13 protein-coding genes are annotated in these 15167 nt (G+C 58.7%); 3 read left to right on the forward strand and 10 right to left on the reverse strand.

Going from position 1 to position 15167, the window contains the following annotated elements:
* The first annotated feature begins 16 nt into the window (after positions 1-16).
* Positions 17-760 carry a 3-oxoacyl-[acyl-carrier-protein] reductase gene (fabG, locus tag Q1A00_RS04780; protein WP_298401688.1) on the forward strand — a complete coding sequence of 248 codons (744 nt, stop codon included), beginning with the start codon at positions 17-19 and terminating at the stop codon, positions 758-760.
* A gap of 18 nt (positions 761-778) precedes the next feature.
* On the opposite strand, the gene Q1A00_RS04785 is transcribed toward fabG, so the two are convergent.
* The gene (locus Q1A00_RS04785) at positions 779-1078 is read right to left on the reverse strand and encodes a hypothetical protein (protein WP_298401690.1); all 300 of its coding nucleotides are present in this window, start codon (positions 1076-1078) and stop codon (positions 779-781) included.
* Between the two features lie 89 nt (positions 1079-1167).
* Here Q1A00_RS04785 and Q1A00_RS04790 point away from each other — a divergent pair, with 89 nt between their 5' ends.
* Complete coding sequence (locus Q1A00_RS04790; RefSeq protein ID WP_299755506.1) at positions 1168-4407, forward strand: BTAD domain-containing putative transcriptional regulator; 3240 nt, start codon at positions 1168-1170, stop codon at positions 4405-4407.
* Positions 4408-4534: 127 nt separating this feature from the next.
* On the forward strand, positions 4535-4933 hold the full coding sequence (locus tag Q1A00_RS04795; RefSeq protein ID WP_298401694.1) for a hypothetical protein: 399 nt from the start codon (positions 4535-4537) through the stop codon (positions 4931-4933).
* Positions 4934-4938: 5 nt separating this feature from the next.
* Here the strand turns inward: Q1A00_RS04795 and Q1A00_RS04800 are convergent, their stop codons facing one another.
* From Q1A00_RS04800 to Q1A00_RS04840, 9 genes are all read right to left on the reverse strand, one after another.
* Positions 4939-5925 carry a biotin-dependent carboxyltransferase family protein gene (locus tag Q1A00_RS04800; RefSeq protein WP_298401696.1) on the reverse strand — a complete coding sequence of 329 codons (987 nt, stop codon included), beginning with the start codon at positions 5923-5925 and terminating at the stop codon, positions 4939-4941.
* Positions 5926-6041: 116 nt separating this feature from the next.
* Positions 6042-6698, reverse strand: coding sequence for a 5-oxoprolinase subunit PxpB (pxpB, locus tag Q1A00_RS04805; RefSeq protein ID WP_298401698.1), 657 nt, complete (start codon positions 6696-6698; stop codon positions 6042-6044).
* Positions 6695-7456, reverse strand: a complete 762-nt coding sequence (locus Q1A00_RS04810) for a LamB/YcsF family protein (RefSeq protein WP_298401700.1) — start codon at positions 7454-7456, stop codon at positions 6695-6697. Before Q1A00_RS04810 ends, pxpB begins: the two co-directional genes overlap by 4 nt.
* 52 nt (positions 7457-7508) lie before the next feature.
* Positions 7509-8666: a sugar MFS transporter gene (locus tag Q1A00_RS04815; RefSeq protein ID WP_298401702.1), complete on the reverse strand. Its 1158-nt coding sequence runs from the start codon at positions 8664-8666 to the stop codon at positions 7509-7511.
* Positions 8663-9943 carry a glycosyltransferase gene (locus tag Q1A00_RS04820; RefSeq protein WP_298401704.1) on the reverse strand — a complete coding sequence of 427 codons (1281 nt, stop codon included), beginning with the start codon at positions 9941-9943 and terminating at the stop codon, positions 8663-8665. Before Q1A00_RS04820 ends, Q1A00_RS04815 begins: the two co-directional genes overlap by 4 nt.
* A gap of 166 nt (positions 9944-10109) precedes the next feature.
* Positions 10110-10802, reverse strand: a complete 693-nt coding sequence (locus Q1A00_RS04825; RefSeq protein WP_298482913.1) for a glycosyltransferase family 2 protein — start codon at positions 10800-10802, stop codon at positions 10110-10112.
* 74 nt (positions 10803-10876) lie between these two features.
* Positions 10877-12190: a Wzz/FepE/Etk N-terminal domain-containing protein gene (locus Q1A00_RS04830; RefSeq protein WP_298482911.1), complete on the reverse strand. Its 1314-nt coding sequence runs from the start codon at positions 12188-12190 to the stop codon at positions 10877-10879.
* Between the two features lie 63 nt (positions 12191-12253).
* Positions 12254-13675, reverse strand: a complete 1422-nt coding sequence (locus Q1A00_RS04835) for a glycosyltransferase family 39 protein (protein ID WP_299755508.1) — start codon at positions 13673-13675, stop codon at positions 12254-12256.
* A complete protein-coding gene (locus tag Q1A00_RS04840; RefSeq protein WP_299755509.1) occupies positions 13662-15038 on the reverse strand; it encodes a sugar transferase in 1377 nt (458 codons plus the stop codon). Before Q1A00_RS04840 ends, Q1A00_RS04835 begins: the two co-directional genes overlap by 14 nt.
* Positions 15039-15167 lie beyond the last annotated feature (129 nt).

Raw genomic sequence — 15167 nt, forward strand, 5'->3', positions numbered from 1 at the left:
TTGGTAGGAGAGAACAATGGGCAAGTTAGCTGGCCGGGTCGCGATTGTGACCGGCGCTTCGCGCGGGATTGGGCGGGCTATTGCGCTGGCATTGGCCGCCGAGGGCGCTAAGGTGGCGGTTAATTACAATAGTAGCGCTGCCGCAGCGCAGGAAGTGGTGGATACGATTCGATCATCTGGTGGTGACGCGATGCCGGTGCAGGCTAATGTGAGCCGAGCTGATGAGGCGCGTATGATGGTGCAGCAGGTGCTCGATCAGTGGGGCCACGTTGATATTTTAGTCAATAATGCCGGTATCACTCGCGACCGCACCTTACGCAAGCTCACCGATGAGGATTGGAGCACCGTGATCCAGAATAACCTCAATAGTGTGTACTACTGCACCACCGCCGTGATGCCGCACATGATCGAGCGCAAATACGGGCGGATCATTAATATCAGCTCGTTTGTCGGGCAAGCCGGTAATTTCGGCCAAGCCAACTACGCCGCGTCAAAGGGCGGTATTATTGCCTTCACCAAGACCGCAGCACTTGAATTAGCGAAACATAATATTACGGTCAACGCGCTGGCACCCGGCTTTACCATCACTGATATGCTGGCCAAAGTGCCCGAACAGGTGCAAGAACAGATCAAAGCCCGCATTCCAATGGGGCGCTTTGGCTTGCCCGAAGAGATTGCTAAGGCCGTCGTGTTCTTGGCTGCCGATGGCGACTACATCACCGGCCAGCAGATTAACGTTAACGGCGGTGTGTATATGTAGCCATCACCTGCGCAAGAACTACGATTTGCGCATGCGTTCGATGATCGATTGAATGTCGCCGACGTAGCCCTGCCACGCCTGCATCATCTCTTGACTCAAGCGTTGTTGGGTGCGAATTGCGTCGGCGACTGCTTGCTCGGTCGAATGGCGCAAACTACGACTGTAGTCCCAGTTTTTCAAGACGATGTCGAAGGCCATGTCTGTACTGGCGGCGAGGAGTTCGTTCCACGCTCGCAACGACTGGAACATTGGATCGGTCAAATCCGGCAGCATTGGCTGGTTGGACGTGGGTTGCTCGCGTTCTTCGTTCGTTGGCATTGTATCTGGCCCTGTGTACAATAGGCAATGTTGAATCTGTCGGTTATGGAAGTGGCAATGCTGTCCATTGCCTAATGATGATCACGGCAATGCAAGGCATTGCACTAACGATCCCTGCCATCCTCATGGTATCACCAGCGGTTACAGATGAGTATAACGAATACCTGTTACGGCCTCGGCTCCTGCCGCCGCCAGCCCCGTTGTACCGTGTCCGTCGGGTACGGGTTGAGCAGCGGCTGGCGGTAGCCCTTGATGCGCCGTTGACTATTGTGGTTGCGCCGCCCGGCAGTGGCAAGACGGTCGCGCTAGCGGCACTCGCTGTTCACGGTGGCTGGCCAGCAGCGTGGTGCCGTGCCGATGCCGCTGATGATCCTCCGCGCCTTTTGCGCCATCTCGCGGCAGCCCTAAGTCGTGTGACTCCCCTTGATACTCAGCGCTCGCCGACAACAATCGATGCGTTGATTAATGCCTTGACTAGCGATCTCGATGATGAAACCTTGCTGATTATCGATGATGCGCATCTGATCGATGAACACCCTGATTTGCGTGCGCTGATCGAACGCTTGATCGTTGCCCAACCGCCACGGTTGCATCTTGTCTTGGCCGGACGGCGTGAACCCGATTCGCCTCTGATCGCCACCGCTCGTCTCCGTGGTGAGGCGGTGCTCGTCGAGCCAGATGCATTGGCATTTACGTCTGATGAGGCTGCTGCCCTCTGGCAACAGGCTGGACGGACGCTGCCAGCCGATTTCGATGAGTTGCTTGCATTTAGTGCTGGCTGGGCGCTGGCACTACGGATTGCGCTCGATGCCACTGATTGGCGCAGTTCGTTGGGTTTGCGCGAACACGTCACGCCAGCACTTGACGAATATCTGGAACGTGAGGTGTTGGCGCCGCTGCCCGCACCGTTGCGCCGCTGCCTCCAACGTAGCGCCGGTCTGCGTTGGCTCGAACCCGGTATTTGCTCGGCGCTTGATCCAGCGCTCAATGCCCCAGCCTTGATTGCTGAATTGCGCCGACGCCGGCTTTTTGTCGAACCTTTCGGCGATCATGGGGTGCGCTTTCAACCAATTATTGCCGCTTGGCTGGCTCGCCGCGCCGCGGCTGATCCGGAGTGGCCTACGCTGCACCGGCAAGCGGCAGCCTATTTTCAACGCACTGGCGATCGAGAGAGTGCGCTGTACCATCAGATTGCTGCCGGTGATCCGGCTGCTGTGTCCACGTTCCTCCCTCTTGCGCGGACATTGCTCGCCGAGCGGCGGGCGGAGGCGGTGTTGGATTGGATGCGCCGGCTTGCGCTGTCGAGCGATGAAGCGCCGGAATTGGTTGAGATACAGGCCGCTGCGCTCCATCAACTTAACCGCCTCGAGGCGGCGCTCGCCGCCTATCGGCGCGCGGAACGCGCCTTTGCCGCCCAGAACGATCGTCTTGGCCAATCACGCTGTCTGCGTGGCCAAGCGTCGATCTACCTCGATACCGTCCAACCCGCGCCGGCGACCGATTTGCTCCGCCGCGCGCTTAAACTGCTTCCCCGCCATTGCGGTGAAGAACGGATCGAGCTGCTGTTGATGCAGGCCGAGAATTGGGCGAATCGTGGTCGAGCTGATATTGGGCTGCGGCTTGAACAGACGGCGCGTAAGCTGGCAATGGCGCATGGTCTGGAGCATCTGTACGCTGCGCACGCTGAAACGTTGCGGCCACGCCTGTTGCTGCGCGCTGGCCGGTTGCAGGAAGCGCGCCAATTGCTCGAAGAACGGCTCTGGTCAGAACACCCGTTTACCCGCGCTACCGCTCATCGTGAACCGCTCTTATTGCTGGCGCTGATCAATGCGATGCTTGGCGTCGGCCCGCAGGCGCTAGCATTCGCCCACCGTATGTTGCTCGAAGCTCAGCAGAGCAGCAACCTTGTGACCGAAGCGCTAGCAGAATTGCGCCTTGGCCATGCCTATCAATTGATCGCTCGCGGCGACGATAACGCTGCGCGCCAACATTACAGCCGCGGCTTGCGTTTGCTGCAACAGGTGACAGTGCCTCGCACCCGCGCTGAAGGCTACCTTGGCTTGACCTTGCTCCACGGCCATGCCGGCGATTTGGCGCGGGCCGAAGCCGATGCCCGCGAAGGATTGTTACTGGCCGCTTCATCGGGCGATGAATGGGTGGCGGCGTTGATGCTGCTTGCGTTGGGGAGTGTGACACTGGTTGCAGATGATCCGCGCGGTTACGAATGGCTTGATCAGGCCGAGCAACGCTTTCAAGCCGGCCACGATACCTTCGGTCTGTTCCTCGTCCATCTGTGGCGTGCGTTGGCTGCGTTGCGCGCTGGCCGGGGTGCGAGCGTTGATCCGCTGATAGATCAGGTGATGCGCGAGGCGGTGGAACATGGGTATGAGAATGTGTTGATCGGCCCGAGTCTGTTTGGCCCGCGTGATATTGCTGCATTGGTGCCGTTGCTGTTGCGCGCGCGTACAATGCCGGCTCATCGCGAGACTGCAATGCGCTTGCTCCGGCAGGGTTTCCCCTCAATCGCCGCCGATGATACGGTTGATGATTATCATCCCGGCTTTACCCTGCGCGTGCAGATGCTGGGTGCGTTTCGGGTGTGGCGCGGTAATCAAGAGATTCAAGCCCGCGAGTGGCAACGCGAAAAGGCCCGCCAGCTCTTTCAGTTACTGTTGACGATGCGTGGGAATTGGGTGCAGCGTGAGCAGATTTGCGCATGGCTGTGGCCTGATGCCGATCTCGAAGCCGCTGAGCGCCAGTTTAAAGTGACGCTGAATACGCTCAATGCGGCCCTCGAACCCCATCGCCCGCCGCGGGTGCCGCCGTTCTTCATTCGCCGGCAAGGGTTGGCCTATAGCTTTGCCCCCTCGTTCGGTGCATGGATCGATGTTGATGAGTTTGAATTGCGCGCCAGCGGCGCCCAAACCACAACCGATCCCGATTTTGCTCGCCGCAGCGCACAGGCTGCGCTTCAACTCTACCGTGGCGATTACCTTGCCGAATCGCTTTACGATTCGTGGACGATTGAAGAGCGTGAGCGCTTGTTGGCGCGTTATTTGGCGACGGCTGTTTCCTACGCCGAACAACTGAGCGCCGAAGGTCGCCACAACGAGGCGATCCAGATTGCCGAGCAGGTGTTGCGCCGCGACCGTTGCTACGAAGAGGCTTACCAGTTGCTGATGCGTGCTCACGCCCGCGCCGGTAGCCGTTCGCAGGCGATGCGTTCGTATACCCGCTGTGTGCAGGCGTTGCGCGAAGAGTTGGGGATAGAACCGCTGCCCGAAACTGAGGCCCTCTACCGCCGCATTCGTCAGAATGAGCCGATTTGACAGCTCTTGTGAAAATTTGTACGATGAACGTAGTGAACCAAGGTGTTCAGTTCTTAGCAGCGGATTATGCCGCTGCGCTGGTTGGTTTGTCGTGGCTATCGCTGTTTAATGATAAGGGAGCCGCATCATGGATCCAATCTTCATTACAATTCGTAACGTTCACGCTATCTTTGGCCGTGAGGTGTTGTCGGTCTTGATCGTTGCTGCTGCCTTCTACCTTGCCTTTACCTACCGGCCTAACGCGCCGCGTAGCCCGGTGGCGCGGATCTTTCCCGTCTTGATCGACATCCAAGCCACGCTAGGGTTAATCTATTGGCTTGTTGGTATCTTTACCGGTATCTCGTATTTTCTCAGCTTTCCATTTATCTTGCATCCATTCCTTGGGCTGGTGACAGCCGTAGTGACACACCTTCTCTTCGGAGCACGTAATCCCTTTGCTCGCCTCAATCGCTGGGCAGGGCCGGCTGCATCGGCTGTCGTGTTAGTGCTGGTGCTGAGCAATGCAATGATTGCGATAATGGCGTGACCGGTCTACCCGATTGCGCCGGCTTGGGCCAACAGCTCGCCGCTCTCGTCATCCTCCGGGCCGGTGGCAAGCCATGCCGCCTGCTCGGCTAGCGCCGCGTGTGCTGTTGCTAGATCAGTGGCAACAAATGCGAGCCGGTCGCCGGGCAAGAGTTGGGCCGCTAGTGGCAGATCGGCCCCGATCACGACGGCAATCACCGGGTAGCCGCCAGTGGTTTGGGCGTCAGCCAGCAACAGAATCGGCTGGCCATCGGGCGGTATTTGGATCGCACCCGGTACGACGCCAAACGACGGTAGCGAGAGCTGATGAGTGGGCAACGTTGCCCCGGCCAAGCGATACCCCTGCCGGCTGGCCGCCTGATCGACCTGAAACGTCGTCTTCAGCAACTGTTCCCATGCCTCCGGCAGCATGGTATGCTGCGGGCCGGGTAAGACGCGCAAGTGCGGCTGCGCGCAGTATGCTGGTCTGCGTTCGACTGGCCACCACCGCATGCCATCGGCGGCGGTGAATGAGCGAGGCTCCACGGTAATCCGGTCGCCGGCTCGCAATGCGCGCCCCTGATAACCGCCGAAACCGCCGGCCAGACATGTGCCCGCGCCGCCAACTGCCCATTCTGCTGTTAATTCGCCAGCGATCGCCAGATACGTCCGCCCGCCCCAATTGTCCCGTCGTCCGTGCAGCCGTAACACACTGCCTGCCGGCGCGATCGCGCTGCACCACGGGGCGAGCGGCGCATCATCGAGATAAGCTTGGAGATCGGCACCGGCTAGCCCGATCAGCATTGGCGCGCCAAACCGGATCTGCACGCCGCCGGCTGTTAGTTCCAGCGCCGGCGCGTCTGGTCGGTTCCCCGCCAAACGGTTGGCCACCGCTAGCGCAAACCGATCCATCGCTCCTCCCGCTGGCACCCCGTACCGCCGCGCGGCAGGCCGGCCTCCGTCTTGAATGGTCATGAGTGGCCCGGGGGCAATGATGTCGAGAAAGGTAGCCACATGAGTGTCCGGTTCGGATAAAACGTATCAACACAGGTTGAGACGGAATGTTCGCAGATCAGAAACATCTATATCTATCCGCTCCCCCAAATTTGGCGCCCTTTGCGCCGTTGTATTTATCGCCGTTGCGTCTCTGCGTTCACAAACCGCACCCGATCACCCGGCTGCAACAAGGCTGGCGGATCTGCCGCCGGATCAAACAGTGTAACGTCGGTGCGACCGATCACATGCCAGCCGCCGGGCAAGGTTGTTGGGTAGATACCGGTCATCCCGGCGGCAATTGCCACCGAACCGGCCGGTACTGCGACTCGTGGTGTGGCCCGGCGAGGAAGGTGTAGCACCAGCGGTAACCAGCCAAGATACGGGAAGCCCGGCGCAAAGCCGATCATCAACACCTGCTGCTCGGTTGTGGTGTGAAGGTCAATCACTTCCTGCGGCGACAGCCCAACCTGTGCGGCCACTTCATCCAAATCGGGACCATCGATACCGCCGTAATGCACCGAGATCACCAATTCGCGTCCTGTTGGCAATGCAGTGAGTGGTGGATGCGTTGCAAGCGTATGTAAACGATCCGTGAGCTGGGTGCGATCGATTGTGAGCGGATCAAAACACACCAGCAGCGAATCGATCGCCGGCACTAGATCGATTACCCCCGGCAGCGGATCGCGTTGCAGGTCAGTCATTGCCGCTAGTGGTGCGCCTGCCGCAGCTAGCTCTGCCGGCCAGCGCACCAGTAGCGCCGCTTCGCCCATCAAGTCAATCCGCCCGCTCATCGCTCCGGCGCCCGCACCGTAATTCCTGCCGCTGCCAATCCTTGTCGCAACACTGCCGCTCGCGTTGCCGCTCCCGGCGTATCGCCGTGGATACAAATGGTGTCAGCGCGTAACCGAACCGGCGTGCCATCGACCGCGAGCACGATACCATCGCGGACAATCCTGAGTGTCTGGGCCACACACGCTGCCGGATCGACGATCAGCGCATCGGGGTGTCGCCGGTCACGCAGTTGGCCATCAGCTTCGTAGGCTCGATCGGCAAAGGCTTCGGCCAGTACTGGCAGCCCAGCCTCAACCCCAGCTGCGATCAGTGCCGATCCGGCTAAGCCCACCAGCGCCACCTCGCGGCTAAACGCGGCGACAGCGCGGGCAATGGCCGCGGCGACGGCGTGATCACGCACGGCGACATTATAGAGCGCGCCATGTGGTTTGACATGGCGCAATTCGACCCCCTCGGCGCGGGCAATCGCGGCCAGCGCGCCGATTTGAGCTAGTATCCAATCCTCGATTTCGTCTGGCGATAGCGGTAATACGCGTCGGCCAAACCCGTACAGATCGGGATAGCTAGGGTGTGCGCCGACTGCTACTCCCAACTCGCGACAGCGCCGCACTGTGTGGCGCATCACGACGGGATCGCCAGCATGTCCGCCGCACGCCACGTTTGCCGAACTGACAAAGGGCAGAATCCCTTCGTCATCACCCACCTGAAACGCGCCGTAACTCTCGCCGCAATCGCAATTTAGATCGATGGCAATCATGGTCTTGACACTGTTCGTGAGGCGCCCATCTGTGCGCCGCTCCCCTATGCCATCAGGCCGGCGATTTGGCCATCGCTGGCGGACGGCTCATCCCATGCCGGGCCACCACCAACATGACCACCATCAACGTCGCGTCAATCACGACCAGCAGCGCCCCGACCGGCGGGCCAAACCAGCCGATCAGCAACCCAAACAGCGCCGGCAGAAACAAACCACCACCGGTGCCGATCGTCAACGCTACGCTCAACGCTGCACCGCTCCGTCCGGCTGCTCGCGTGATCATTAACATGGTGGTCGGGAAGATGGGACCGCAGGCCATACCCATGAGCGCCACTGCTGCCAGTGCTAGCTCAGGTTGGGCTGTGCCAATGAACAACAATGCACCACCCAGCCCCAGCCCGCTCAAGCAGAGCAAAAGCAAGCGCAATGGCCCCAACCGGTCGCCCCAAATCGTCGCCACCAAGCGGCCACCGGTCAACATGCCCCAAAACAGGCTAGTGCTCAATGCCGCGATTGGTGCTGCTAAGCCGGCGCCACGCTCGAGGATCAACGCGATCCAACCGCCGATCCCGATCTCGGTGCCGATATAGGTAAACATCAGGATACCAAACATCACTGCCGCCAACCAACGGGGGGCGCCATTCATCTGCGCTGCCGGCGCTTGCGTTGGTTCTTGCAGCGACAACGCGGGCCATACCAACACACCCATCAACAACGCCCCGATCCAGATCGCCGCTTGTGGTCGGTCAAAGAAGGTAATCATTGCCGCCACAATCAACGGCCCGCCGATTGAGCCAACGCTGAAAAAGAGGTTCAGCGCATTGAGTGCGCTAGCGCCGCCTTGGTACAAGCGGGCAACCAGCAGGTTGCCCCCGGCCAGCATCCCGCCATACCCGAAACCGGCAATCAGCGTGCCGGCGAGCATCCCAAACAGGAATGGGCTTAATCCGGCAATGAGCATTCCGCCGCTCATACAGGCTGCGCCCAACGCAATCACTGCGCGCATGCCCCACCGCCCGATAGCCGCTCCTACGCCAACTGACGCCAGCACGCCACCGAGCGAAAAGGCGGTAAACACCGCTCCAAGATCGGTCACTGCCCGTCCAACTTGTGTTGCCAAGCCGGGTAGACTCGGTCCAATTGCCGACAAGATCCACCCAACACCCAAGTAGAGCAGACCGACAATGATCAATGCCCGTGTTCGATTCACGATACTCGCACCAATCGCTGAGCCGACCAGATCGCCGCATGTGCCAGCATCAGCTCATCGTAGAGCGCAGTAATACGCCGAGCAATTGTCGGCCAGCCATACTCAGCCGCGCGTTGCACCGCCGCCGCACGTAGTTGCGCGGCCAATGCTGAGTCCGTTAAGATGCGCTCGATCTGTGCGGCTAGTGCCGCATCATCATCAGGTGGTACCAGTAAGCCGCTGCGTCGATCCTCGATCGTGAGCGCCAACCCGCCGACATTGGAGGCGACTACTGCCGCACCGCAAGCTAGCGCTTCCAGTGCTGCTAGCCCAAACGACTCGTAGTGTGAAGGGGCGGCCACCACATCAGCAGCGGCATAGTACAACGGCAACTGCTCTTGTGGTTGCGCGCCGACAAAGCGCACCTGCCTCACTATGCCCAGCTCGCGGCGCAAGGCATCAAGCCGGCGCTGTTCACTGTTCCAACGTTCTGTTTGCGTCTCGCTATCGCCGCCCACCAACACCACCTGCAAGCGCTCGCGCCAGTCGGGATGGCGGGTACTCAACCGAGCTGCTGCTCGGATGAGTGCATCCATACCTTTCAATGGCTCCATCCTTCCGACACAAACCAGTATGATTGCGTCGTGGGCCATCCCCAGCTCGGTGCGCGCCGTTGTGCGGTCGCCCGGTTGGAACCGACGTAGATCTACACCGCACGGAATCACTCGGATTCGGCTTGCATCGGCGCCATAATGCCACACCATCTGCGCTCGATCAAGCGGGGTAGCGGCGACCACTGCATCGACTTCTCGCAGCAACCGACGCTCGATCGCGATCCGCCGGTTCGTTTCAACCTCTTCATCCGAGCGGGCTACCCGGTTCTTCATTGCACCTAGCGTATGGAACATCTGGACCACTGGTGCGCGCCAGACCCGCCGTAAGCGGAGCGCTGCTTCCCCTGACAACCAATAGTGACTATGGATCAGATCGTAGCTTAGATCTTCACCATCGGCAAAACACCGCACGCGGTTGACGAACTCTGGTAAGTAGGTCAAGAGCAGATTCTTGTCGTAAGGCGCTGCTGGGCCGGCGTGTAGACTAATCACGCGCACTCCTCGGCCGATCGGCGTAACGGTTGGCATCGTGTGATCTTGGCTGCGGGTAAAGATATCGACAAATATCCCGCGTTGGCCCAGTTCACGGGCCAATTCACGCACATACACATTCATCCCGCCCGCCTCTTTGCCGCCCAATCGGGCCAGCGGGCTACTATGGACACTCAGCATCGCAACTCGCATGCGCTCCTCGTGGCGAACGAAAAGCGAGCGTGCCGGGAACTTCCCGCGCCGCCCGCCCCTCCGCGGAATGGCAGCAGGCCCAACGCCTGCCTTCTCTGAGTGTTGTATCACAAATTATCTGATTGCACAAGTATTACCGCAGTGATGACCCAATGTCGCCTGCTGCTCAAGCCCACAACCGATATTTCAACAGGGCAAAGATGGCGTAAAACCCTTGAATCGGCTTCATTTTCTTGCCTTCTTCGTAAGTGCGGCCCAGATAACTCACCGGCACTTCGTAAATCCGGTAGCCGCGCCGCAACACCTTGGCGGCAATTTCCGGCTCGATGCGAAAATCGTTGCTCTCAAGCCGTAAATCACGCAAAATGTCGGTGCGCACCACCTTATAGCAGGTCTCCATGTCAGAGATCCAGCAGTTGAAGAGAAAATTCGTCAAAAAGGTGAGGAACTTGTTGCCGATCGCATTCCAAAAATACATTCCGGTGTGGCGGCCAAGAAATCGGCTGCCGAAGACGACATCAACGCGCCGGTTCGCGATCGGTTTCACCAGTTCGTAGTAGTCTTGCGGGTCATATTCCAGATCGGCATCCTGAATAATCGTAATCTCGCCGCGGGCATGGGCTAAGCCGCTGCGTACCGCTGCCCCCTTGCCACGGTTCTGTGGGTGGCGAATGACCGTGAGGTATGGACGGTTGCGGGCTAGCTCAGCAAGGATCGTTGGCGTGTCATCGGTCGAATGGTCATCGACCACAATAATCTCTTTGTCGAGTTCAACGGCTTCGACTTGGGCCAGAATGGCTGGCAGCGTGGCAGCTTCGTTATAACAGGGAATGATAACGGAAATGAGCGGTTGTTTCATCAGAAGATACTATTCGTTACATTCGTTACGTCGCAGCACGATTGCTGGTTGGCTCGCTTCAGCGTACCGTGTGCTTAATCACCGGTGGGTTTCAGTTGCGGAGATTTCTCACGCCGAGCCAGTGCCATCGCTTCCATTGCCACAATGACCGCCGCCGCCAGCACCACTCCGGCCAGCGCGGCAACTGCGGCTTGGGTCAGTGCTTGCCGGCCAATTGTCACTCCCGGATTGGTGACGGTACCTAGATAACGTACTGTCACTTGCGGTGCGGCATCGGCAACCCGTAGCTCGTCAATCCGCCGCATTAAAATTTCGACCAGATTGAACGCCTGATCACGCGTACGGGTCAATTCACGTTGGCGAGCGGCCAATTGCTCATAACGGGCCTGTGCCGCATTGAACCGTTCGACGAGGAGTTTGCTTGCGGCTGGACTGAGTTCTTCAAGTGCTACCTTGCTCAAGCGTTCTGCTTCAAGCCGTACAGCACGTTGTTCCGCTTCAAGCGCAGCAATCAACCGGTCAAGCTCTAGTGCCGTCACGGTCGTGTTGTTCGTCAGCGAACTATCGAGTTGTAAGATTGGTCGGTCACCGCTCCGATCACTTAAATTACGAATTCTCAGTAACAGTGCGGCGATAGCATCAGCAGTATCGGCTTCATCACCCGCTTGCCCGTTCAGTCGTTCGCGCAGCAAGCGGGCATCACGCAGGATCTGCTCTAAATCATTGCTCCGCCGTAAATACTCGGCAAACCGATTGGTCCCTGCCGAGCGAGTGCTATTGACCAAATCACTCAGTCGCCGTACTTCTTGATCGGCTGTGGTGATTTCGCCTTGGGCAATAAATGCTTCCAGCGCTGCTTGGGCCGCTTGATACCGCATCTGTGCTTCGGCTAACTGCTGTTCAACCAGCGCGAGCGATGCTGTATCACGGGTGTACGTTTCGGTAACCAGTCGGGCGTATTCTTTTGCCCATGCCGTTGCCAACCGCTCCGCTTCGGCGCTCGTCTCAGCGCGAGCTGTGATCCGCACCAGATCACCGTTCGTATCAATCGCGATTCGGTTCACTAACTCGCCGGGTCGATAGTCAATCGCCAACGTGGTTGCTACCTGTTCTTCAAGGGTTGCATCACGCGTCAGAGCGAGCAACGCTTCACGCTGGTTCACCGTGGTGGTAAACAGCATTGAGTCGCGGCTGGTAAAACGAGAATCAAGCGTCACTTGCGCGCTGGCCGGCACAATCAACAGTGAGGAGCTAGCGGTATAGGGCGGTGTCCGCAGAATTGCCGTTACAGCCACAATGATCGCTAACCCCACTGCTACGCCGATAATGATCCACCAACGGCGTAAAAGCGCTCGTAGATATGGTTTCAGATCGATTTCGTCTTCCATCGAGTCGCCTGTTGAACTTGCTTGAGATACCAAAGTGATTGTAGCAGACAGTGACTTTATTCGTCAATTGTAGTAGAAGAATATGATCGCAATCAGCGCCGCTCCATCGCAGATAGCCACAATGGCCAGCAAGATGTAGGGCGTGTATGGGCGCCACCGTTCCGGCCAGAGCTGTTGCCATCCTAACCCGACCAACCAGATGGTTGGTACGATCGCCCAATACAAGTACCGACCACGCGGAATATGCGGCCGGCCTTCTATCGGTAACGGATGCAACCGGCCAAACAGCGCCACCCATGCCACGATGACTGCGATGAGACAGAGCCAAATCCAGCGCTGTTGCCAGCGTGATAGGGTCGCCGGCCACGTACACGCGCCGCGCAGCAGGCCAATGATGGCTGCAATGCTCAAGCCGGCAAAGAGCCAATCGGCAACTGGTGACCAAACTGCAATATGCCCCCACGCCAACCGTGCCCAAAAGTGGTTGTGCGCTACTTCCAGTGTCAACCAATACCACGGCCATGCGCGTTCCCAATCGGCCCACGAGGCGAGCCACGGCACAATTTGGACTCGGATATACTCGCGCTCGAGCAGTGCAACCCACGGGCGTGGTTGGAGACCATTCGCATCGAAGGTAAAACTACTGACCATGATGATGCTGGTCATGACACTGCCGCCAACCAGATATATCCACCAGCGGATCGGATGCCGGTACGCTGTCCAGATCAGTACGAGCACGAGCGGGAGAACGATTGGTGCAGCGGTACGTTTGGTTAATACGGCCACGGTTGTGCCTAGCATTGCCAGCACCACACCGGTTGGCCGCCAACCGTTACGTAAGAGCATCGCCATCCCCAAAAAGGCCGTGGCCGCCGCGAAGTTCATCAGCACATCGCTACTGAATGCGCTCATCAGATCGGCAAACGCTGGCGTCAACGCCACCGTGGCTGCCAGCACGAGCGCCATTCGCGGTTCATCAGGTATTATTGTCTGAGCTGTGCGCCAGATAGCCAATACCGTCAGTGTCATGAGAAAGGCGCTCACAATTCGACCGGCGTAGAGTTGGATCTCGACCGGTAGGTAGCGCAGTGGGCCGATGATACTCGCCATTACGACGTAGTACAGCGGTGGGTGATGGCGTTGGTCAGTAGGGATGCCCGGTGGCCGTGGACTGAGCAGATCGGGACGCACATCGGGCGGCCAGAAGTGGTGACGGTACATCGAGTCGGCCACTTCACGTGCAATGGCGAGGTTATCCGGCGCGCTGGTGCCACCATGCACAATGTATGCGGCGTACAGAAAATGACCGGGTTCGTCGTAGTGTTGCCACGGCGGCACCAGAAAGACATAAATGAGGGAATGCAGCAACACCAACGGCGCCAACCAGCGAATGATCCGCCATTCAGCAGCAAACTGGATGAACAGGTGCAGCCGGTTGGAGGCGAATGCAGGAAATGCTGGCTTTATTGCCTCAGTACGCGCCATGACCCTGCCAGACAACGATCAGCGTTTTGGCGAGAATGCGCAAATCAAGCCAGAATGAATAATTCTGGATATAGTACAGATCGTCTTCGGTATGCAGATGCATCGGCTTCTCGCTGCGCCCGTTCACCTGCCACCAGCCGGTTATACCGGGGGGAACACGGAAGCGTTGCCACTGCCACGGCTCGTATTCCGCCGCGATATACGGCATCTCTGGGCGCGGCCCAACTAGGCTCATCTCGCCGCGCAGCACATTAAACAATTGCGGCAGTTCATCGAGCGAGGTGCGGCGCAACTTCCGGCCGACGCGCGTCACCCGCGGATCATCTTTCTGCTTGTGAAGTAATTTGCCGGTTGTTTCATCACGTTTAGCAACCTCGTGCCAGCGCCGGTCGGCATCAATATACATACTGCGAAATTTAAACATCTGAAAGCGACGGCCATGCTCGCCAATTCGCTCTTGCTTGAAAATCACCGGGCCGGGTGATTCGAGTTTAATCAAAAGTGCGATTAACGCCATAATCGGTGAAAGGAGGACCAGCAGAATGAGACTCACCACAATATCGAATAGTCGCTTAGTCAAGCGTTGCGTGGGGGTCAACGCCGACTCGCGTAGTGATACGAGCGGGATGCCGCCAACGTTGTCAACCGGCGTGCGGGCAAAGGCAAGGTCGAGGGCGGTGGGTACCATATGCAGCATCACCGGCTCACTAATGAGTTGGAGCGATAGCTCAACCACCTGAGTGTGTCGTGAAGGGGGCAAGGCAAAAATGACTTCATCAATGTGGTGTTGTCGCACGAGGCGGACGAGATCGGATACACTACCGAGCCAAGATAGAGTCGTTGGTGTATCACGTTCATCTGATACGTAGCCAACGATCTGTACGCCCGTCCATGGGCGGCGGCGAAACTCGTCAGCGAGCCGGGCAGCGGCGTGAGCATCGCCGACCACAAGGACGTGTCGCCCGCCGCCACGGGCCTGCTGCCAATGGGTCAGGGTGCGGAAGCCGAGATGGATCGCGCTTAACACCCCCAGATTAAGTGCCACAAAGCGGAGGAAGGAGCCGCGATCGAGCAAATTGCCGTTAATAAGGTAGAGCCAACCGGCGAATGACGTTGCGGCCAGTAATACTGCAAGGAAGAGGCGGGTAATGGCTTCGAGCAGGGTGCGGGTGAAGATTGCTCGTTGTGGTGCCAGAATGATGAAGACCAGCGTCCAGATAAAGGCAACGCCACCGTAGAGCGGCCACTGGTGAAGCGGAGGTTCCGACGTGACCCCAATGACGAGGACGAGGCAGAGCAGTGTTGCGATCAGATCCCAGACAAGGACACTGCCGATCAATCGCGCGCGTAGGCGTTCGAGCATGCCGGCTCCTCACGTGAAGGCGCTCGCCGGCATCGTGGCCGCACCTTCACACCATGTTAACCGGGGTACCACCCGTAAAGTATGCCGGGCAATAGTATAGCACGGAGGTTGAAAGAGAGCAATAGGCCC

Source organism: uncultured Chloroflexus sp. (genome assembly GCF_938091255.1).
Classification (GTDB): domain Bacteria; phylum Chloroflexota; class Chloroflexia; order Chloroflexales; family Chloroflexaceae; genus Chloroflexus.

What these genes read in the sequence shown, in the direction of transcription:
- Q1A00_RS04810 (WP_298401700.1), bottom strand. Translation starts at nt 7,456, where the DNA reads ATGATTGCCATCGATCTAAATTGCGATTGCGGCGAGAGTTACGGCGCG.
- Q1A00_RS04795 (WP_298401694.1), top strand. Translation starts at nt 4,535, where the DNA reads ATGGATCCAATCTTCATTACAATTCGTAACGTTCACGCTATCTTTGGC.
- Q1A00_RS04835 (WP_299755508.1), bottom strand. Translation starts at nt 13,675, where the DNA reads ATGGCGCGTACTGAGGCAATAAAGCCAGCATTTCCTGCATTCGCCTCC.
- Q1A00_RS04820 (WP_298401704.1), bottom strand. Translation starts at nt 9,943, where the DNA reads ATGCGAGTTGCGATGCTGAGTGTCCATAGTAGCCCGCTGGCCCGATTG.
- Q1A00_RS04840 (WP_299755509.1), bottom strand. Translation starts at nt 15,038, where the DNA reads ATGCTCGAACGCCTACGCGCGCGATTGATCGGCAGTGTCCTTGTCTGG.
- Q1A00_RS04785 (WP_298401690.1), bottom strand. Translation starts at nt 1,078, where the DNA reads ATGCCAACGAACGAAGAACGCGAGCAACCCACGTCCAACCAGCCAATG.
- pxpB (WP_298401698.1), bottom strand. Translation starts at nt 6,698, where the DNA reads ATGAGCGGGCGGATTGACTTGATGGGCGAAGCGGCGCTACTGGTGCGC.
- Q1A00_RS04790 (WP_299755506.1), top strand. Translation starts at nt 1,168, where the DNA reads ATGCAAGGCATTGCACTAACGATCCCTGCCATCCTCATGGTATCACCA.
- Q1A00_RS04825 (WP_298482913.1), bottom strand. Translation starts at nt 10,802, where the DNA reads ATGAAACAACCGCTCATTTCCGTTATCATTCCCTGTTATAACGAAGCT.
- Q1A00_RS04830 (WP_298482911.1), bottom strand. Translation starts at nt 12,190, where the DNA reads ATGGAAGACGAAATCGATCTGAAACCATATCTACGAGCGCTTTTACGC.
- fabG (WP_298401688.1), top strand. Translation starts at nt 17, where the DNA reads ATGGGCAAGTTAGCTGGCCGGGTCGCGATTGTGACCGGCGCTTCGCGC.